Genomic DNA, 18,928 nt, shown 5'->3' with positions numbered 1-18,928 from the left:
GCTCGGCCGAAAGACACCCTTGCGGCGGTAGTTCACCCCGCCAATACTCCCGAAGCAGCGCTTGTCAGGGGCACGGCGTGCCCGAAAACCGGACCCGCGCCGGGTCAGGGGCGGAGGTGAACCGAGCCCTGGAAGACCCTGACTGCGCCTCACGGGCCCGATCCCCCCACGGCGGGCCCCCGATTCCCCTCGGGAGGAACGAGAAGTGAGGAACAAGCGCACCACCCCCCGCAGTGGCATAGCCAGACGATCCCGTCTGCTCGCCGTCGCCACCGGTCTCGCCGCCGCCGCCACCCTCGCGGTCCCCGCCGCGAACGCCGACTCACCGCGGTCCTACAGCGCCGCCGAGCTGTCCGCGGCCGGCTCGGCCGTCCTGAAGGCCGACGTACCGGGCACCGCCTGGCACGTCGACCCGGCGACCAACGCCCTGGTCGTCACCGCCGACTCGACCGTCTCCGAGGCCGAGATCGCCAAGATCAAGCGCCAGGCCGGAGCCAACGCCGGCGCCCTGAGGATCGAGCGCACCCCGGGCAGGTTCACCAAGCTGATCTCCGGCGGTGACGCCATCTACGCCAGCAGTTGGCGCTGCTCCCTCGGCTTCAACGTCCGCGACAGCGCGGGCACCACGTACTTCCTCACCGCCGGTCACTGCACCGACGGCGCGGGCACCTGGTACGCCAACTCCGGCCGGACCACCGTCCTCGGCCCGACCACCGGCTCCAGCTTCCCGAACAACGACTACGGCATCGTGCGCTACTCCAACACCTCCATCGCCAAGCCCGGCACCGTCGGCAACGTCGACATCACCAGCGCCGCCAACGCCACCGTCGGCATGTCCGTCACCCGCCGCGGCTCCACCACCGGCACCCACAGCGGCAGCGTCACCGGCCTGAACGCCACGGTCAACTACGGCGGCGGCGACGTCGTCTACGGCATGATCCGGACGAACGTGTGCGCCGAGCCCGGCGACAGCGGCGGCCCGCTCTACTCCGGCAGCCGCGCGATCGGTCTCACCTCCGGCGGCAGCGGCAACTGCCGTACCGGCGGCACGACCTTCTTCCAGCCGGTCACCGAGGCCCTGAGCGCGTACCGCGTCAGCGTCTACTGACCGACCCGCCCGGCGCGACGGGCCCCCGGCCGGATTCCCGGCCGGGGGCTCGACGTCCTGCCCGGGAGCGCCCACATTTGAGAGGATGTTACGGCGCTCGGCCACAGGGCGACGTCGGAGAGCGGGGGCGGATGAAGCGCATCGGAGTGACCGGCCACAGGGACATCCCCGACGAGCTCCACGCCCATGTGCGCGCCGCGATCCACGCGGTGATCCACGCGGCCACCAGGGGCCACGGGGGCGGGCTGGAGGCGCTGTCCAGCCTGGCCGCGGGGGCGGACCAGCTCTTCGCGGACATCGCCCTCGCCTGCGGGGCCGAGCTGACCGCCGTCATCCCCGCCGGGGACTACGAGGACGGCTTCACGGACCCCGAGGAGCTGGCCCGCTACCAGGCCTTCCGCAAGCGCGCCACGCGCGAGGTCCGGATGGACTACGCGCACTCCACCGACGAGGCGTACTACGCGGCCGGCACCTACATCGCCGACCACTGCGACCGGCTGCTCGCCGTCTGGGACGGCCGCCCCGCCCGCGGCCTCGGCGGCACCGGGGACATCGTGCGCTACGCCCGTGACCTCGGGAAACCGGTGACGGTCATCTGGCGCACGGGCGTCGAACGCGCCTGACGGTTCACCGCCGGTGCTGGACCAGCCAGTCGGTGTGCTGGGGCGAGACGACCCGCTCGGTCTCGTACACGGCCGCCGCCCACCTGTCCTCGCCGATCACCGTCTCCATCGCGGTGTGCATCGCCGCCAGGTCCTCCTCCACCAGCGAGTGCGCCGCTATCAGCGGCTGGTGGCGGCGGATCTCGCTCCAGGCCACGCACGCGGCCGCCGCGGCCGACAGCAGCCCCGCCATCACGGCCGAGTCGCCCACCGAGAAGGTCCGCAACACGCCCAGGAACAGCGCGAGGACCGTGAGCACCGAGATGGTGACCGACCACAGCGTGGTGGCCCGGCGCGACACCACCGTCTTCCTGTGGTACCAGTTGCGCTGCTCGATCAGCCGGTCCCTGACGTACGTCTCCTTGCGTACCCGGAAGGGCTTCTCGCGCAGCATCCGCATGGCCGGGGTGATGAGCTCGCTCCGGTCATCGGCCGGCGCCGACGCGCGCGGGTCGACCCAGCCCACTTTCCGCAGCTCACCGAGCCCCGCTTCCAGCCGGGACAGGAACTCCCCGTCCGGGTCGGGGAAGTCGGCGTCGAAGGGCGCGCCGTGGACGGCGTACCGCCAGCACATCGACTTGATGAACTCGGCGGCGGAGCGGTTCAGTTGCCAATGCGACTTCGCACGGCGCCTGGAGGCGCGGTACGTGGCCAGGAGTACGCCCGCGTACGCCAACGCACTGAGGGCGCCCGCCAGTTGGAACGTATCCCCGATGGGCCAGCCGCCGGGTATCGCCGCCAGTAGGGCGCCCGCGACCAGCAGCCAGAGCTGTGAGCGGGTGTCCTGTACCGCGTCGCGCTGGCGGGCGATGGCGATCTCGTCCGCCCGGTGGAACAGCGCAGGCAGATCTGCGTTTCGGAAGACCATGCTCTGCAGTGGGCCCTGAAACCCGGTCATGCGCACCCCCGGTCTGCGGTTTTGTCGTCACTCTTTCGGTGGAATGGCTCGTTCCGGGTCGGTCGGGGAATACTGGCGCAACGCTTTTGTTTCAACCTCTTGCGCTGATTTGCTGTGGGTGGGCATGAGAGTAAAGTCGTGCCGCCGACACTGCAACGGTGCGGTTATCCCCAACCGACCCACTCCCCCTAGGACGGCCGTCGTGAGCTTTCAGACCTCAGTCACCTTCGCTGTCGCGAAGAAGAATCGTGTTCCACTCGCCGAGATCGACGTGCGAGGAGCGGCAGCAGCCAAGAAGCTGAGCCGCGTTCTGCCCTCGGTGACCGACCGTACCGAGCGTGTCTCGACGTTCAACTCGGCGCTCTAAACTGGCGGAATGACTGGACCCCTGGTCCCATTCCGCGAGATCGTCCTGAAGGTCCACAGCAGGTGTGATCTTGCCTGTGACCACTGCTATATCTATGAACACGCTGATCAGAGCTGGCGTACCCGCCCCAAGGCAATCTCTGACCAGGCCATTTCCTGGACAGCTCTGCGACTGGCCGAGCATGCCAAGAAACATGCCCTGCCCTCCGTGTCAGTGATCCTGCACGGAGGGGAGCCTCTGCTGGCGGGGCCCGCGCGCCTCAGGCGCGTCTGCGAGGAGCTGACCACCGCCCTCGCCCCCCTCACCGAGCTGGACCTCCGGATCCACACCAACGGCCTCCAGCTCAGCCCCCGCTACCTCGATCTCTTCGACGAGTACGGCGTCAAAGTGGGCATCTCCCTCGACGGCGACAAGACGGCCAACGACCGCCACCGCCGCTTCGCCGACGGCCGCAGCAGCCACCCCCTCGTGCTGAAGGCCATCGACCTGCTGCACCAGGACCGGTACCGCCACCTCGACCTCGGCCTGCTGTGCACCATCGACGTGGCCAACGACCCCGTCGCCGTGTACGACGCGCTCCTGGAGCTGTCACCCCCGCGCATCGACTTCCTGCTGCCGCACGCCACCTGGGAAGAGCCCCCGCCACGCCCGGACGGCTCGCCCACCGCGTACGCCGAGTGGATCCTCGCCGTCTTCGACCGGTGGAACGGCCAGGGCAGGCCCGTCCCGGTCCGGCTCTTCGAATCCGTGCTGTCCACCCTGAACGGCGGTCCCAGCCTCACCGAGTCCCTGGGCCTCGCGCCCACCGACCTCGTCGTCGTGGAGACCGACGGCACCCTCGAACAGGTCGACTCCCTCAAAAGCGCCTACGAAGGCGCCGCCGCCACCGGATTCGACGTCTTTGAGCACTCCTTCGACGAGGTCGCCGCCCACCCCGGCGTCCGGGCCCGCCAGCTCGGCCTCGCCGGAGTCAGCGAGACCTGCCGGCAGTGCCCCGTCGTCCGCTCCTGCGGCGGCGGCCTCTACACCCACCGCTACCGGGCCGAGGGCGGCTTCGACAACCCGTCCGTCTACTGTGCCGATCTCGAAGCGCTCGTGCGCGGCGTCGAGGACCGCACCGCCGCGGCCACCGCGTCCCCCGCCGTGACCGACCCCGGCGCGCTCGTCGGCGAGCAGCACGAGCTGACGCGCGTCCTCCTCGCCGAACTGCACAGCGAGCTCGACGGGCGCGGTGGCCAGGGGTGGGCCGAGGCGTGGGAGCTGGCCGGCGCCGTCGAACAGCGCTCCGACGGGCTCGACGAGGTGCTCGCCCACCCCTACACGCGCGCGTGGCTCCTCGACTGCCTGGACGCCCTGCGCGAGGGGCGCGCCGGGGCGGCCGGCCTCGCGGGGCAGCTCGCGCGGTACGTGGCCGCCGCCGCCGTACGGGGCCGGGTCGACGTCCCGGTCCGCGTCACCCACCCGGGCGGTGAGCTGCACCTGCCGACGCTCGGGACGGTCTGCCTTGGCGCGGCCGGTCCGGTGGAGGTGCGGGCGGCCGGGGACGGCTTCCTGGTGCGGGCGGCCGGGGGCGATGAGGTGCGCGTCGAACGGCTCGGGGCGGAGGTGGCCGGCTGGCGGCCGGTACGGCGCGGGACGCACGGCGTCGCGCTGGACGACCTCGACCCGTACCGGGACGGTTTCGCGGCGCCCGTCACCGGCCGGCTCACGCCCGGCGAGGCGGCCGGGTGGAGCGGGCGGCTGGACCGTGCCTGGGCGCTGCTGCGGGACGCCGTACCGGACCAGGCCGCCGAGGCCGCCGCGAGCCTGACCACCCTCACGCCGCTCACCGGGACCGAGCCGTGCGTGGGGCGGCGGCACGGGTACGGGGCGCTCGGCCTGCCCCTCCGCGAGGAGGCCGGAGCGCTCGCACGGGCCCTGCTGCGCGGCTTCCGGCGGGCCAAGCTGCGGGCGCTGCTGGACGTCACGGACCTCTACGCGCTGGACGGTGCCTGGAGCCACCCGGCGCCCTGGCAGGAGGCGCCCGTGCCGGTCTCCGCGCTACTGGCCGGGGCGTACGAGCGGGCGGGGCTCGCCGCGTACGAACACGGCCATGCCGAACACGCCGAAAGGGCGCTCGACCTGCTGGAAAACGCCGCCGAACTTACCGTGAGCGGCCGACTGCTGGTGGCCCGGGTACGCAAGGAACTGTGCCGATCAAGGGAACGGGCCGTCATGCTGTCGCATGGATGACCGAAAAGCAGCGTTGAATGACTGAACGTCGTGGGGGTGCAGCAAAGCCTGCTCCGGAATGATTAATCAGCTCGTATCCTTCACATCCCGGATGCGAGTGATCACATAGGACGGGGGTCGTGTGCAGGCGTCACCGCAAGCGCGAGCGGCGGACCATCGGCCGTACTTCTTCTTGAGTTATGCGCATACGCCGAGGTACGGAGCCGGCGGACCCGATCCCGACATGTGGGTCGAGCGGCTCTTCCGCGATCTGTGCGGCCATGTGATGGCCATGACCGATCTCCCCGCCGGAGCCCCCGCCGGGTTCATGGACCGGGAGATCCGCTCCGGCGAAGGCTGGTCGGAACGGCTGGGAGAGGTCCTGGCCACCTGCCGGGTCTTCGTCCCCCTGTTCTCACCCCGCTACTTCGCCAGCGAGATGTGCGGCAAGGAGTGGTACGCCTTCGCCACCCGGGCGATCTACCACCACGCCAAACACAACAGGCCCGCCGACGCCATCGTGCCCGCGCTGTGGGTACCGGTGCCGCCCGAGCAACTCCCGGGGCCCGCCGAGCGGTTGCAGTTCAACCACCGCGACTTCGGCGACCGCTACGTCACCGACGGGCTCTACGGCCTGATCAAACTCCGGATATTCGCCGAGGAGTACGAACGGGCCGTCTACGAACTGGCCAAACGCATCGTCTCCGTCGCCGACACCGCGGGCATCAGCCCCGGCAGACCCGTCGACTACCGCTCCGCGCCCAGCGCCTTCGGCACCCCCGGCCGCGGCCCCAGACCCCTCCAGGTCACCGTCGCCGCCCCCACCCGCCACGACCTTCCCGAAGGCCGTGACCCCGAGTACTACGGCGACATGCCGCAGGACTGGAACCCGTACCACCCCGACGCCGCCCGGCCGCTCGCCTACGTCACCGAGGACCTGGTCCGCTCGCTCAACTACCAGGCCACCGTCACCTCCTTCGACCACGACGCCGGACCGCCCGACGCCAAGCAGCCCCCCAGCCGCCCCGAGATCCTGCTCCTGGACCGCTGGGCTCTGAAGGACGACGAACGCCGCGAACGGCTCGCCGCCTTCGACGCCGAACACCGCCCCTGGGTCAGCGTCGTCGTCCCCCGCAACCAACTCGACCACCAGAGCCGGGCGGAGGACGCCGAGCTCAACGAGAGGCTCGAACAGACCATGCCCATCAAGATGGGCCAGGGTCGCGCCGCCAGCCGCGCCGCCGCCAGAGGCGTACCGAGCATGGAGGCGTTCGGCCAGATCCTGCCCCAGGTGGTGGAGGCGGCCGCCCAGCAGTACCTGCGGCACGCCGCCGTCTACCCGCCCGCCGGCGGCCGGCACACCGAGCGGCCACGGCTGCGCGGCCCCATGGCGAGCGAACTGGGCACCACCCACTACATACCCGAGACGCACGAGATCGCGCCCGATGCGGAGGATCTGGATGACAGCCAGTCGTGACGGACGCATCGTCACCTTCTACTCCTACAAGGGTGGTACGGGACGGACGATGGCCCTGGCCAACACGGCCTGGATTCTCGCCGCGAACGGCAAGCGGGTCCTGGCCGTCGACTGGGACCTGGAGGCCCCCGGCCTGCACCGCTTCTTCCACCCCTTCCTCGACCCGTCCACCCTCGGCGCCACCACCGGCGTCATCGACCTGATCACCGAATACGCCTGGGCCGCCACCAGCCCCGTGCAGCGCCCCGACGACTGGCACCGCGACTACGCGCGCATCCAGCCGCACGCCGTCTCCCTCACCCCCGAGGCGCTCGGCTGGGAGTTCCCCGACGGCGGCACCCTCGACTTCGTCTCCGCCGGCAAGCAGAACCGCGAGTACTCCGCGACCGTCTCCACCTTCGACTGGGACAACTTCTACGACCGGCTCGGCGGCGGGCACTTCTTCGACGCGCTGCGCGACGACATGAAGGCCAACTACGACTACGTCCTCATCGACAGCCGCACCGGCCTCAGCGACATCGCCGACATCTGCACGGTCCACCTGCCCGACGCGCTCGTCGACTGCTTCACCCTCAGCGACCAGTCCATGGACGGTGCCGCCGCCGTCGCACGCCAGATCGACGAACGCTACGGCGGCCGGGGCATCCGCATCTTCCCCGTACCGATGCGGATCGACGAGGGCGAGAAGGAGAAGGCCGACGCGGGCCGGGCGCTGGCCCGGCTGAAGTTCGACGGTTTCCCCAGCGGGCTGACGGGGGAGGAGCTGGCGTCCTACTGGGGGGCCGTGGAGATCCCCTACCGCCCCTACTACGCCTACGAGGAGACCCTCGCGACCTTCGGCGACGACGCCGGCATCGCCAACTCGCTGCTGTCCGCCTTCGAGCGGCTCACCGCCGTCGTCACCGACGGCGAGGTCACCGCCATGCCGGCGGTCAACGAGGAGGTGCGGCTGCGGATCCGCGACGCCTTCACCCGGCGCCGCCCCGCCCTGCCCGCCGACCTGTTCCTGTCGTACGTCGCCGAGAACCGCATGTGGGCCGACTGGATCGAGTCCGTCCTCACCCGGGCCGGGTTCCGCGTCGTCCCGCGCGACGTCTCCGCCGACCCCGCGACCACCGGCAGCGACGTCCTCCACGCCGCCGAGAACGCCGCCCGCACGGTCGTCCTGCTGTCCAGCGCGTACCTGAAGTCGGCCCGCGCGGTCGAGGTGTGGGAGCGGGCCGCCGCCGAGGACCCGGGCGGCGGGCGGCGCCACCTGCTGCCGCTGCGCGTCGGCGACGTCCGGCTCACCACCCCCTACATCGACCGCAACCCCGTCGACCTGTTCCGGCTCGACGAGGTGCACGCCACCGCCGCGCTGCTGCGCGCCCTGGACCGGCCCGTCAAGCTCAACGAGGGCGTGCCGCCCGGGCCCCGCTTCCCCGGCACCGTGCCGAAGATCTGGAACGCGCCGCCCCGCAACCCCGGCTTCACCGGCCGCTCCGTCGTCCTGGAGCGGATGCGCGACCAGCTCGGCGGCGGGATGGCGGTCGTCCTGCCCCAGCCGCAGACCATCTACGGGCTCGGCGGCGTCGGCAAGACCCAGGTGGCGCTGGAGTACGTGCACCGCTTCATGGCCGACTACGACCTGGTGTGGTGGATGTCCGCCGAACAGACCGACGACGTGATCGCCGGCCTCGCCGAGCTGGCCGTCCGCCTCGGCGCCCAGGGCGGCGACGACATGGCCGCCGCCTGCCAGGAGGCCATCGACCTGCTGCGGCGCGGCGTGCCGTCCAACCGGTGGCTGCTCGTCTTCGACAACGCCGACGACCCCGACGCGCTCAAGCGGTTCTTCCCCACCGGCGGGCACATCCTCGTCACCTCCAGGAACCAGACCTGGTCGCAGTACGGCGACGCGCTGCCCGTCGACGTGTTCATGCGCGAGGAGTCCATCGAGCACCTCCAGCGCCGCGCCAAGGGGCTGAGCACCGAGGACGCCGACAAGGTCGCCGAAGCGGTCGGCGACCTGCCGCTCGCCGTCGAGCAGGCCGCGGCCTGGATCGCGGAGACGGCCACCCCCGTCGCCGCCTACCTGGAGCAACTCCAGGACGCCGCCGCACGCACCCTGGCCCTCAACCAGCCGGCCGGCTACCCCGAACCGGTCGCCGCCACCTGGAACGTCTCCATCGAACGGCTCAAGGAACGCTCACCGGCCGCCGTGCGGCTGCTCCAGCTCTGCGCGTTCTTCGCCCCCGAGCCCATCCACGCCAACCTGCTGTACAGCAAGGAGATGATCGAGGCGCTCAAGCCGTACGACGCCTCCCTGCAGGAGAAGCTGGTGCTGGGCCGGGTGATCCGCGAGATCGGCCGGTTCGCCCTGGCCAAGGTCGACCAGGTGTCCAACTCCATCCAGGTGCACCGGCTCGTGCAGGCCGTCATCCGCTCCCAGCTCTCCGAGGAGGAGCAGCGCGACGCCCGCCACGCCGTCCACCGCATCCTGGCCGGCGCCCGGCCGGACGACGACGAGCCGATCGACAACCCCGAGACCTGGCCCCGGTTCGCCACCATCTGGCCGCACCTGGGCACCTCCGAGGCCCGCTACTGCAAGGAGCCCGAGACCCGCCGGCTGCTCATCGACCGGGTCCGCTACCTCTGGAAGCGCGGCGACTGGCAGACCGCCGGCACCCTCGCCGAGGACCTCCGCGACGCCTGGCGCGAGATGCTCGGCAACGACGACCTCCAGTACCTCTACCTGCGCTTCCACCTCTCCAACATCCTCCGCTCCCAGGGCCGTTACGTCGAGGCCCGGGAGCTGGACGAGGTCACCCTGGAGCGGCAGCGCGCCGTCCTCGGCCGCTCCCACCCGCACACGTACATGACCACCTCCAGCCTCGCCATGGACCTCGGCGCACTCGGCCACTACGGCAGGGCGATGGAACTGGCCACCGAGGCGCACGAGGGTTTCAGCCAGATCTTCCACGACTCCCACCCGCGCACCCTGGCCGCCGCGAACAACCTGGCGCTCAACCTGCGCATGGTCGGGCAGTACTCCCGGGCCCGCGAGATCGACCAGGAGGTCTTCGACCGGCGCACCGAGGTGCTCGGCCCCGAGCACCCCTACACCCTCTCCTCGGCCACCTCCCTCGCTCGTGACCTGCGGGAGGTCGGCCGGTACGAGGACTCCGTGGCGCTGCTGTCCCGCACGTACGACAGCTACAAGGAGACCCTCGGCCGGGCCTTCCCCGGCACCCTCGCCGCCGGGAAGAGCCTCGCCGTGTCCCTGCGCCGGGCGGGCAGACTGGAGGACGCGCGGCGGCTGACCACGGCCACCCGCAACCGGTACCGCGCCAAGTACACCTACGCCCACCCCGACTCGCTGGCCTGCGACCTGAACCTGGCGGCCGACCTGTTCGCGGCCGGGGAGCCGGTGGCGGCCCGCGACCTGGCGCAGGAGGTCCTCGACCAGTACCGGGAGGTGCCCGGCGAGCGGCACCCGTACACCCTGGCCGCCCTCAACAACCTGGGCATCTACCAGTGGGGCTGCGGGGCCCCGGAGGAGGCCGAGCAACTCCTCCAGGCCGCCCTGCGGGTCATGCGGGAGGTCCTGGGCGAGCGGCATCCGCACGCCCTGTTCTGCACGGTGAACATCGCCAACGCCAAGGCCGACCTGGGCGAGCTGGACGAGGCCCTGGCCATCGAGCAGCGCACCGTGCGCGCGCTGCGCGAGGTCCTGGGCGCCCACCACCCGGAGGTGCTGGGCGTCGCCTCCAACCTTGCGGTCACGCTGGGCGCGCTGGGCCGCAAGGACGAGGCCGACCGGCTGCGGGCGGAGACCACCGACGAACTGGCCCGGCAGTTGGGCGACGAGCACGCGCTCACCCGCCTGGCCCGGGACGAGCGCCGGGTGCACCGGGACCTGGAGCCGCTCGCGGTGTGACGCCTCCGTCGCAAGGAATCAGTCCGTGTCCAGCAGCCAGGTCAGGACGCGGGGCAGGGCGTGCAGGGCGTCGAAGTGCGCGGCGGCCGGCTCCAGGACGGCCGTCGCGCCCGGGATGCGCCGGGCGAGCCAGCGTGAATGGCCGACCGGCGAGAAGACGTCCTGCTCGCCGTGCCAGAGCAGCACCTCGCCCGGGATGTCGGCCGGGTCGAACCCCCAGGGGCTGCAGAAGGCCACCGCGTCGTCGATCCAGCCGTACGCGGAGGTCCGCAGCGCCTCCTGGTAGTTGCGCAGCAGCATCGACCGCACGCCCGCGTCCGAGACGACCATCCGGTCCGAGGCGGTCAGCTCCCGGCGCAGGTCGTCCAGGAGCCGGACCGGGTCCTTGCGTATCGCGTCCGCGCGGGGCGTGAGGCGGTCGGCGACGCCGTCGGGGTCGAGGGTCGCGTGCGTGTACTCCGTGACGTTCGAGGCGGCCATGCCCTCGAACCAGTCCAGCCCGTCCGCGTCCCTGGGCGCCAGCGTCACCAGCGCCGCCGTGCGGGTCACCCGGTGCGGCAGCAGGGCGGCGCAGGCCAGCGCGTGCGGCGCGCCGCCGGAGCGGCCCACCACCGCGAACCGCTCCAGGCCGAGCGCGTCGGCGATGTCCGCCACGTCCGAGGCCACATCGGCGACGCTGCGCCCCGCCAGGCGGTCCGAACCGCCGTACCCGGGGCGGTCGTACGCGATCAGTTGCATGCCGCGCTGGTAGAGCACCATGCCACGGGGGGCCGGCCCCAGTCTGCTGCCGGGCGTGCCGTGCAGCAGGAAGACCGGACGGCCCTGCGGGTCCCCCAGGCGTTCCACCATCAGATGCCGGCCGTCCCTCGCGCGCACCCGACGTCGCAAGCCCCCCGCCTCCTTCACGTGTCCGTCGATGACTACCCATCAGGGTGCCTGCACGGGGTCGCTTTGTCGCCTGCCGGGACGTGGCCGGAATTCGCAAACGTCAACCGGCACGGACCGCGGGAGTGGTGGGTGTGCCGGGGGCGCGGAGTGAAGGTCGCGTGCGCGTCCTGAAGTCGACCTTGTGTGCTACCGGTTGGTATCGGGATAGTGGACTGCCCATCCTCCGTGTCAGGGCACCCCACGTACCCGGACACGGCCCCCCACAGGAGAGGTCGAGTTGTGAAGCACCGACGCATACCCAAAAGGCGTGCGGCGATCGCGGGCGGAGCCGCTGTCGCTCTGCTGGGAGCGGGTATCACCTTCCAGACTGCGAACGCCAGTGAGGAAGCGCCCCGGTTCACCGTGAAGACGCTGTCGGCGCCCGCGGCGGGCACCCTCGCCGCGACGCTCGACAAGACGCTCGGCGGCGACGCCGCCGGCGCCTACTACGACGCCACCTCCAGGACCCTGGTGGTCAACGTGGTCGACGAGGCCGCGGCCGAGTCCGTGCGCGAGGCGGGCGGCAAGGCGAGACTGGTCGAGCACACGCTGGCCGAGCTGACCGGCGCCCGGCAGACGCTGAAGAGCCGGGCGACCATACCCGGCACGTCCTGGGCGGTCGACCCGGTGAGCAACAAGGTCGTCGTCACGGCCGACCGTACGGTCAAGGGCGCGGCCCTGGACAAGCTCACCCAGGTCGTGAAGGGGCTCGGCTCCAAGGCGGAACTGAAGCGCTCGGCGGGCGAGTTCAAGCCGCTCATCGCGGGCGGTGACGCCATCCACTCCGGCAGCGGACGCTGCTCCCTCGGCTTCAACGTGGTCAAGGACGGCCAGCCGCACTTCATCACCGCCGGCCACTGCGGCGAGACGGGCAGCGAGTGGTCGGACTCCCAGGGCGGGGCGGCGATCGGCTCCATGGTCGACTCGCAGTTCCCCGGCAACGACTTCGCGCTGGTCAAGTACGCCGGTGACACCGCGCACCCGAGCGAGGTCAACCTCTACGGCGGCGGCAAGCAGGCCATCACCAAGGCGGCCGAGGCGACCGTCGGGATGAAGGTGACGCGCAGCGGCTCGACCACCCAGGTGCACGACGGCGAGGTCACCGGCCTGAACGCCACCGTGAACTACGGCAACGGCCAGGTCGTCGAGGGGCTCATCCAGACGAACGTCTGCGCCGAGCCGGGCGACAGCGGCGGCTCGCTCTTCTCGGGCGACGCGGCGGTCGGTCTGACCTCGGGCGGCAGCGGCGACTGCTCCGCGGGCGGTGAGACGTTCTTCCAGCCGGTCACGGAGGCGCTGACCACCTTCGGCGCGCAGATCGGCTGACGCCACTGGCATGACGAGGCCCCGGGCCACCGCCACAGCGGCGGTCCGGGGCTTTGTCATGAACCGGCCCTTCAGGCCGGGGTGGCCTCCAGGACCCGGTAGCCGAAGGGCAGCGGTCCGGTCGTCCGGGCGGGTACGAATCCGGCGGCCTCGAACAGGCCGTGGAACTCCCGCTCGGTGCGTTCCCTGCCGCCGGTGACGGTGAGCATCAGCAGGTCGCGCAGGTACAGATGGGCGGCGGCCGGGCCCGGGGCCGCCCGCTCGGGCAGCACCCGTTCGACGACGAGGAGCCGGCCGTCCGGTGGCGCCGCCGCCTTGATGGTGCGCAGGATGGCGACGGCCTTGTCGTCCTCCCAGTCGTGGAGGATCTCCTTCAGCAGGTACGCGTCCGCGCCCTCGGGCACCGACGTGAAGAAGTCCCCGCTGATCACCCGGCACCTGTCCGCGACGCCGGCCGAGGCGAGCCGGCCGGCCGCGGCGGCGAGCCCCGTCGGCACGTCGAACACCACGCCCCGGAGCCGGGGGTGCGAGGACAGGACGTGCGCCATGAGAGTGCCGTCGCCACCGCCGACGTCCACCACCGTGTGGAAGCGGGAGAAGTCGGCGGCGGCCAGGACGGCGGGCATGGTGTCGCGGGTGTGCTCGGCCTGGGAGGCGTTGAAGACGGCGGCCCGTTCCGGGTTGTCGGCGTAGAAGTCCAGCCAGTTGACGCCGTGCGCCAGCTCCCAGGCCGGCTGCCCGGTGCGGACGCTGGGCAGCAGGTGCTCCCAGGCCCGCCAGACCTCCGGCCCGCAACCGAGTCTCACCAGCGCGAGGACCGAATCAGGGGCGTCCCGCCGCAGGGGCTGCCCGAGGCCGGCCAGCTCGAAGCGGTCGTCGTCCGTCCGGCTCACGACGCCCAGACCGGCCAGCGCCAGCAGCAGCCGGCGCAGCGACGCGGGGTGCGTACCGGTCTTCTCCGCCAGCTCGGTACTGCCGTAGGGGCGCTCGGCCAGCAGGTCGGCGAGGCCCAGTTCGGCCGCTGCGTGCACGGATTTCGCCGCCATCATCTGGAGCACCATCATCAGCAGACGGGTGCTCGCGGGGGGAGTCGTTTCGTCCATGGGCCCCCTCACCGCCCCGCGTGTTCGCGTGAGCGCCGTACGTCCGCGTCGATCGCGTTCATCGTGACCTTGCGGTGGAAATAGTGGTATCCGCGGGCGCAGGCGTAATCGATGTGCTCCCGCCTGTGGGTCATGAAGTAGGTGACGTAGTCGCAGATGTTGTCGTCCCCCAGTACGTGGAGGGGTTCGTGCCGCACCGGGATGGTGCCGAAGTCGACGAACAGGGGCAGGATTTCATGCCGCACCACCCCGGCGACGAAGTCGTAGCCCTTCTCATGGGCGAGCAGCGCGCAGTCCCGAAGGATCACTCCCAGCAGGAGATCCCCCCGGAAGCTCTCCTCGACGGCCACGTTGTTCACTTCGAGGATCTTTTTCCCGGCCGCTCCGGGGATGACCTGGTGGAACACTGATCCGGGGTCCGTGGGCGTGAGCCGGAAGATGGCCGTCGTCTCACCGTTGAAGGTGATCCGGTAACAGTGGGACGACTGGCTCGGCAGGAATTCCTCCCGGAACAGCCCGAGGGGTGTGAGGGCCTTCTTCAGGAAGTTCCGGTAGTCCTCCTCCTCCCATGTCTCGGTGATCTCGGAGATCTGGTACTTGTGTAACTCCCGGAGCACGTCGGGATCGTGCGGTGCGGCCGTGTAGGTGATGAATGATTCGCGTTCCTGGTTCTCCAGTACCGGGCTCGGGTTCGGTGGCACGTCGTCTCCCTGTCAGGCGCTCGCCAGCACGTCCCGGAACATCTGGCCGTAGTAGTGGATGGTCATCCGCCGGCCCTGGATGACCTCGTCCAGGTCGGAGTCCTTGACCAGGAGTTCGTTGACCGCCCTCTTCACGTCCTCGATGTGCCGGGCGTCGAATCCGGCGTGGCTCTTGATGAAGGAGATCTGGTTCTTCTCCAGGCCGTACTCGCTCCTGAGGAGGTCCGCCATCGACTTGCCGAGGTCCGCGCCGAGTCCCTCGGTGAGGCTCGCCACGCCGAGGATGCCGAGCGGGCTGCCGTAGGTCGCCATGTAGTAGTTCTGGGCGACCAGCCCCCACGAGCCGGGCTTGGGCGGCACCGCGAGGACCTCCTCCGCGCTCTCGCCGAGGTTCTGGAGGTCCTTGATGCAGAACAGGTCGTGGTTGTTCTCCTCCTGGACCTGCTCGAAGAACCAGTCGCGCAGCCCGCGGTAGTCGTCACCGAGCCGGGCGCCGGCGAGGGACAGCATGCGGGAGGTGTGCCGGACCATGTGGTACGTCTCGCGCAGGTAGCTGATGTAGTGCTCGCGCTTCATCTGCCCGCCGGCGACCACCTCGATCAGCGGGTTTCGCTCGATCTCGCTCGTGAACTCGGCTTCCGTGGCAGCCAGCAGTCGCTCGAAGTTGCTCATGTTCCGCTTCCTTCCGGAGATCGGTTCGGGACGGTCAGCTCCGCTTGGGCCCGGGCTTGAGGTGCTCCGGCCACGGCAGCAGGCGGTAGGCGGCCACCGACCGGGCCAGCGTCGTCCCCTCCGCGTCCGTGAGCTTGCCCTCCAGGAAGGCCGACTTGCCGCCCATGGAGGTGATCCGGCCCTCGCCGAACACCTCTCCGACGAAGACCGGCCTGATGAAATCGGTGGTCATGGAGATGGTGGAAGGCAGGAATTCCGCTTCGGTGAGACCGACCACCGCGGAACCCATGCATTCATCCAGCATGGCGGTGATGAATCCGCCGTGAACGGTTCCGCCGGGATTGGTGAACTCCTTGGCGGCGGTGAATGAAAGATGGATGGAATTCGCCGCCCTGTCCAGCCCGAGCAGCTTCCAGGAGATCATTTCCGCGACCGGTGGAAGATCGCCCAGGCGATCGTAAACGGTTTCCTGCTCGAGGTGTGTTTCGGACACGTCGAGGCTTCCCTTCTTGCCTGTGGGGAGGGGCCGGGAGCCGAACCGTACGCACGGCATGATCAGACATGCCGGATTTCGGGACATCAAGCGCCACCGATTCTTGGCAGTGGCCTGACGCCTTGTCAAGGCGCATAGTCGGGGGAATGCCGATCATGGGTGGACCGCATGGTTTCGGCCAATTGTGTCCGGTCCGCTCGTGCTGCTCTCGCGGCCTTGACCCATGGTGACGGGGAGTCTAATTTACCCGACGGTAGATCCGACAGTAGATCCATGGGCACGAAGACGAGCACGCGCTTTCGCTTTCGCTCTCTCGCTCTCGCTCTCGGAAGGTCTGGACACCAGTGAGCTTCTTCGACTTCTACGTCCCGGGCGCCCCCAAGGAGATCTGGAACGTTCCCATGGCGGGGGCGACCCGCTTCAATTGGGACTACGACGACGGACGCGACCGGCTGCTGAACCTGTATCAGAAGGGCAAGGACAAGCAGTGGGACGCCCAGAAACGCATCGACTGGGGCCTGGAGGTCGACCCGGACAACGCGGCGGGACTGCCCGACGAGTTCAATCCGCTGCTCGGGTCGCGGGTCTGGGACCGGATGACCGAACGGGAGCGCGTCGAGTTCACCCGGCACCAGGGATCGTGGCTGTTCAGCCAGTTCCTCCACGGAGAACAGGGCGCCCTGAACGTGTCGGCCCGTATCGTCGAGTCCGCGCCCGACCTGGACTCCAAGTTCTACGCCGCCACGCAGACCATGGACGAGGCGCGGCACGTGGAGCTGTACACCCGGTTCCTGCGCGAGAAGGTCGGGATGTACTACCCGATCAACCAGGACCTGGCCAAACTGCTCGCCGAGTCACTGGAGGACTCCCGCTGGGACCTCCCCTACCTGGGCATGCAGGTCCTCATCGAGGGCCTGGCCCTCGCCGCCTTCGGCCTCTTCCGGGACGTGTCCACCAACCCCCTGGTCAAGCAACTGCTCGCCTACGTGATGCAGGACGAGGCACGTCACGTGGCCTTCGGACGCCTGGCGCTGAAGGACTACTACGCCCAACTCACCACGGCCGAGCGGGCCGAGCGCGAGGAGTTCGTCGTGGAGGGCTGCTACCTGCTGCGCGACCGTTTCAAGGGGCGGGAGGTGTACGAGCAGCTCGGCCTGCCGGTCGACGAGTGCATGGAGCACGTCGACAACTCCGAGATGTACCGCCTCTACCAGTCACTGCTGTTCAGCCGGGTCGTGCCCTGCGTCAAGGACGTCGGCCTGTGGGGCGAGCGGGTCCAGGCCGCGTACACCGACATGGGCATCCTCGACAACGCCAAGGGCGACCTGGAAGCGCTCATGCGGCAGGACGAGGACATCGCCGAGGCCGTGGACCGGGAGCGCTACGAGGCCGAACTCGGCGCCCGGCGGCGGGAAGTCGACGAGGCGATATCCCTCGGCGCGGAATCCGGAACCTCCGGCACATCCGGAACCTCCGGCACCTCTGGCGCCGACCGCGCGTCGGACCGCCCGGCGAACCCGTAGGGTCGGTCTCATGACCATGGAAGAGCAGCGCGAGGGCTTCTTTTGGGACGTGCAGGCCGGGCGGATCCCGCCGCCGGCCGCGGCCACCACGCTGGGCTGGGAGCTCGTCGCGGTCGATCCCGAGGCGGCGACCATCGAGGTCGCCTTCCACGCGGGGGAGCAGTTCCTGAACCCCGCCGGCACCGTGCAGGGCGGCTTCCTGGCCGCCATGCTCGACGACACCCTGGGCCCCGCCCTGGTCGCGACGCTGCCGCCCGGGCAGTTCGCCCCGACGCTGGACCTCCACGTCCAGTTCCTCCGGCCCGCCCGGCCGGGGCGGCTCGTGGGGCGGGGACGGGTGGTGCAGCGCGGCAAGGAGGTGTGCTTCCTGGCGGGGGAGCTCGTCGACCCTGAGGGCAGGACCGTCGCCGTGGCGACCGCGACCGCGTGCATCAAGACGGTGTCGTGAGCTGATCCCGTCAGGAGGCGTCCGCGCCGACGGGCGTGCCGTCCTCCCGCTCGCCGTGACCGGTCCGCTTCCGCACCGCGGACATCACCAGGGTGAGTACGGTGCCGACGACCGCCCAGATGGCGAGGACCTGCATCGCGCCGGAGATCGCGTCGCCCCTGAAGTACGCGATCGAGCGCGCCGCCCAGGTGCCCGCGCCCGGCGGCAGGGCCGGGCCGATCGCCCGCCAGAAGTCGGGCAGCATCGGGGCCGGGAAGGCGCCGCCCGCGCTCGGGTTGCCCGCGATCACGATCAGCAGGACCGCGAGGCCGATGCCGACGATCCCGGTCAGCGCCTGGAGCGCGAGCGTGACCGCGCCGACCGAGAAGACCACCAGGGCGCCCAGTCCCCACAGCGCGGCCACGCTGCCGGGCAGGGCGCCCAGGACCGGGCCGACGATGACCGCGCCGCCGAGGCCGCCGAGGAGCGCGGAGAGCGCCAGGACGACGAGCCGGATGATCGCGCGCTGCGGGTTGGCGGGGCGGGAGCCCGCGCTGATGGCCAGGATCGAGGCGAGCAGGTAGCCGCCCACGCACCAGCCCACCACCAGGTAGAACGCGGACAGGCCGTCGAAGTCCTGAGGTGAGGCGGGGGCCACGTCCACCGTCCGTACCGTGCGCCGCTGCGGCCGTTCGACCTCCGTGATGATCCTGTCCAGGGCGTTGGCGAGCACGGTGCCGCCGCCGGAGGCGACCAGCAGGGTGTCGGTGGTGCCCCTGGGGTCGATGATCAGGGCGCCGTCGATCTCCCGGTCCATGATCTGCCGCCGGGCCTCCTCCCGGTCGCCGAGCACCCGGGGGTCGAGCGGGTCGCCCGGCAGTCGCGCCAGCCGCTCGGCGGCCTGGGCGCCCGCCGGTCCCGGCGCCACCACGCCGAACGGCACGTCCTTGGGTTTCGGGTTGTGCAGCGCGCCCACATAGGAGGCGATGAACAGCAACTGGAGGGCGAGGACGCCGATGACCAGCAGCGCGGCCCGGGGCGTGACGGCGTTCTTGACTTCGGCGGCGAGCTTCATGCCCCCACGCTCCGGGGCGGGCCGCGTTCCCGCAGGTGGGAC

General features: G+C 70.7%; 16 protein-coding genes. 9 read left to right on the top strand and 7 right to left on the bottom strand.

Going from position 1 to position 18,928, the window contains the following annotated elements; all coding sequences use genetic code 11:
• The first annotated feature begins 205 nt into the window (after positions 1-205).
• Positions 206-1,108 carry a S1 family peptidase gene (locus ACZ46W_RS26385; protein ID WP_468342169.1) on the top strand — a complete coding sequence of 301 codons (903 nt, stop codon included), beginning with the start codon at positions 206-208 and terminating at the stop codon, positions 1,106-1,108.
• 131 nt (positions 1,109-1,239) lie between these two features.
• The gene (locus ACZ46W_RS26380; protein ID WP_468342167.1) at positions 1,240-1,731 is read left to right on the top strand and encodes a hypothetical protein; all 492 of its coding nucleotides are present in this window, start codon (positions 1,240-1,242) and stop codon (positions 1,729-1,731) included.
• 4 nt (positions 1,732-1,735) lie between these two features.
• On the opposite strand, the gene ACZ46W_RS26375 is transcribed toward ACZ46W_RS26380, so the two are convergent.
• Positions 1,736-2,638 carry a DUF4231 domain-containing protein gene (locus ACZ46W_RS26375; RefSeq protein ID WP_468342164.1) on the bottom strand — a complete coding sequence of 301 codons (903 nt, stop codon included), beginning with the start codon at positions 2,636-2,638 and terminating at the stop codon, positions 1,736-1,738.
• Positions 2,639-2,870: 232 nt separating this feature from the next.
• On the opposite strand from ACZ46W_RS26375, the gene fxsA reads away from it, so the two are divergent.
• From fxsA to fxsT, 4 genes are all read left to right on the top strand, one after another.
• Positions 2,871-3,035 (top strand): FxSxx-COOH cyclophane-containing RiPP peptide, encoded by a 165-nt coding sequence (gene fxsA, locus ACZ46W_RS26370; RefSeq protein WP_366131532.1) that lies wholly within the window; start codon positions 2,871-2,873, stop codon positions 3,033-3,035.
• Between the two features lie 9 nt (positions 3,036-3,044).
• The gene (fxsBH, locus tag ACZ46W_RS26365) at positions 3,045-5,267 is read left to right on the top strand and encodes a radical SAM/SPASM protein FxsBH, inactivated beta-hydroxylase extension form (RefSeq protein WP_468342161.1); all 2,223 of its coding nucleotides are present in this window, start codon (positions 3,045-3,047) and stop codon (positions 5,265-5,267) included.
• A gap of 121 nt (positions 5,268-5,388) precedes the next feature.
• A complete protein-coding gene (locus tag ACZ46W_RS26360) occupies positions 5,389-6,723 on the top strand; it encodes a TIR-like protein FxsC (RefSeq protein ID WP_468342158.1) in 1,335 nt (444 codons plus the stop codon).
• A complete protein-coding gene (fxsT, locus tag ACZ46W_RS26355; RefSeq protein WP_468342155.1) occupies positions 6,707-10,639 on the top strand; it encodes an FxSxx-COOH system tetratricopeptide repeat protein in 3,933 nt (1,310 codons plus the stop codon). Before ACZ46W_RS26360 ends, fxsT begins: the two co-directional genes overlap by 17 nt.
• A gap of 18 nt (positions 10,640-10,657) precedes the next feature.
• On the opposite strand, the gene ACZ46W_RS26350 is transcribed toward fxsT, so the two are convergent.
• Entirely contained in the window at positions 10,658-11,527 is an 870-nt protein-coding gene (locus ACZ46W_RS26350) for an alpha/beta fold hydrolase (protein WP_468342152.1), read from the bottom strand.
• Between the two features lie 279 nt (positions 11,528-11,806).
• On the opposite strand from ACZ46W_RS26350, the gene ACZ46W_RS26345 reads away from it, so the two are divergent.
• Positions 11,807-12,892, top strand: a complete 1,086-nt coding sequence (locus tag ACZ46W_RS26345; RefSeq protein WP_468342149.1) for a S1 family peptidase — start codon at positions 11,807-11,809, stop codon at positions 12,890-12,892.
• Positions 12,893-12,963: 71 nt separating this feature from the next.
• Here ACZ46W_RS26345 and ACZ46W_RS26340 read toward each other — a convergent pair whose 3' ends face one another.
• Genes ACZ46W_RS26340 through ACZ46W_RS26325 form a run of 4 tightly spaced genes read right to left on the bottom strand, consistent with a single transcriptional unit; the run spans position 12,964 to position 15,861 of the window.
• Positions 12,964-13,995 carry a methyltransferase gene (locus tag ACZ46W_RS26340; protein ID WP_468342146.1) on the bottom strand — a complete coding sequence of 344 codons (1,032 nt, stop codon included), beginning with the start codon at positions 13,993-13,995 and terminating at the stop codon, positions 12,964-12,966.
• Between the two features lie 8 nt (positions 13,996-14,003).
• Entirely contained in the window at positions 14,004-14,696 is a 693-nt protein-coding gene (locus tag ACZ46W_RS26335; RefSeq protein ID WP_468342143.1) for a hypothetical protein, read from the bottom strand.
• 12 nt (positions 14,697-14,708) lie between these two features.
• Positions 14,709-15,368 carry a TenA family transcriptional regulator gene (locus ACZ46W_RS26330; protein ID WP_468342140.1) on the bottom strand — a complete coding sequence of 220 codons (660 nt, stop codon included), beginning with the start codon at positions 15,366-15,368 and terminating at the stop codon, positions 14,709-14,711.
• Between the two features lie 34 nt (positions 15,369-15,402).
• Entirely contained in the window at positions 15,403-15,861 is a 459-nt protein-coding gene (locus ACZ46W_RS26325) for a PaaI family thioesterase (protein WP_468342137.1), read from the bottom strand.
• 344 nt (positions 15,862-16,205) lie between these two features.
• On the opposite strand from ACZ46W_RS26325, the gene ACZ46W_RS26320 reads away from it, so the two are divergent.
• Entirely contained in the window at positions 16,206-17,384 is a 1,179-nt protein-coding gene (locus ACZ46W_RS26320; RefSeq protein ID WP_468342134.1) for a ferritin-like domain-containing protein, read from the top strand.
• Positions 17,385-17,394: 10 nt separating this feature from the next.
• Positions 17,395-17,832, top strand: a complete 438-nt coding sequence (locus tag ACZ46W_RS26315; protein WP_468342131.1) for a PaaI family thioesterase — start codon at positions 17,395-17,397, stop codon at positions 17,830-17,832.
• 10 nt (positions 17,833-17,842) lie between these two features.
• On the opposite strand, the gene ACZ46W_RS26310 is transcribed toward ACZ46W_RS26315, so the two are convergent.
• Complete coding sequence (locus tag ACZ46W_RS26310; protein WP_468342129.1) at positions 17,843-18,886, bottom strand: YhgE/Pip domain-containing protein; 1,044 nt, start codon at positions 18,884-18,886, stop codon at positions 17,843-17,845.
• Positions 18,887-18,928: the final 42 nt, after the last annotated feature.

It is taken from the genome of Streptomyces sp. NPDC031064 (assembly GCF_055570965.1).
This window is presented reverse-complemented; position numbering and strand designations above follow the sequence as displayed.

Excerpts from the sequence above, each read along its gene's own strand:
- ACZ46W_RS26375 (WP_468342164.1), bottom strand. The coding sequence starts at position 2,638 with ATGGTCTTCCGAAACGCAGATCTGCCTGCGCTGTTCCACCGGGCGGAC.
- ACZ46W_RS26330 (WP_468342140.1), bottom strand. The coding sequence starts at position 15,368 with ATGAGCAACTTCGAGCGACTGCTGGCTGCCACGGAAGCCGAGTTCACG.
- ACZ46W_RS26310 (WP_468342129.1), bottom strand. The coding sequence starts at position 18,886 with ATGAAGCTCGCCGCCGAAGTCAAGAACGCCGTCACGCCCCGGGCCGCG.
- ACZ46W_RS26380 (WP_468342167.1), top strand. The coding sequence starts at position 1,240 with ATGAAGCGCATCGGAGTGACCGGCCACAGGGACATCCCCGACGAGCTC.
- ACZ46W_RS26315 (WP_468342131.1), top strand. The coding sequence starts at position 17,395 with ATGACCATGGAAGAGCAGCGCGAGGGCTTCTTTTGGGACGTGCAGGCC.
- fxsT (WP_468342155.1), top strand. The coding sequence starts at position 6,707 with ATGACAGCCAGTCGTGACGGACGCATCGTCACCTTCTACTCCTACAAG.
- fxsBH (WP_468342161.1), top strand. The coding sequence starts at position 3,045 with ATGACTGGACCCCTGGTCCCATTCCGCGAGATCGTCCTGAAGGTCCAC.
- ACZ46W_RS26340 (WP_468342146.1), bottom strand. The coding sequence starts at position 13,995 with ATGGACGAAACGACTCCCCCCGCGAGCACCCGTCTGCTGATGATGGTG.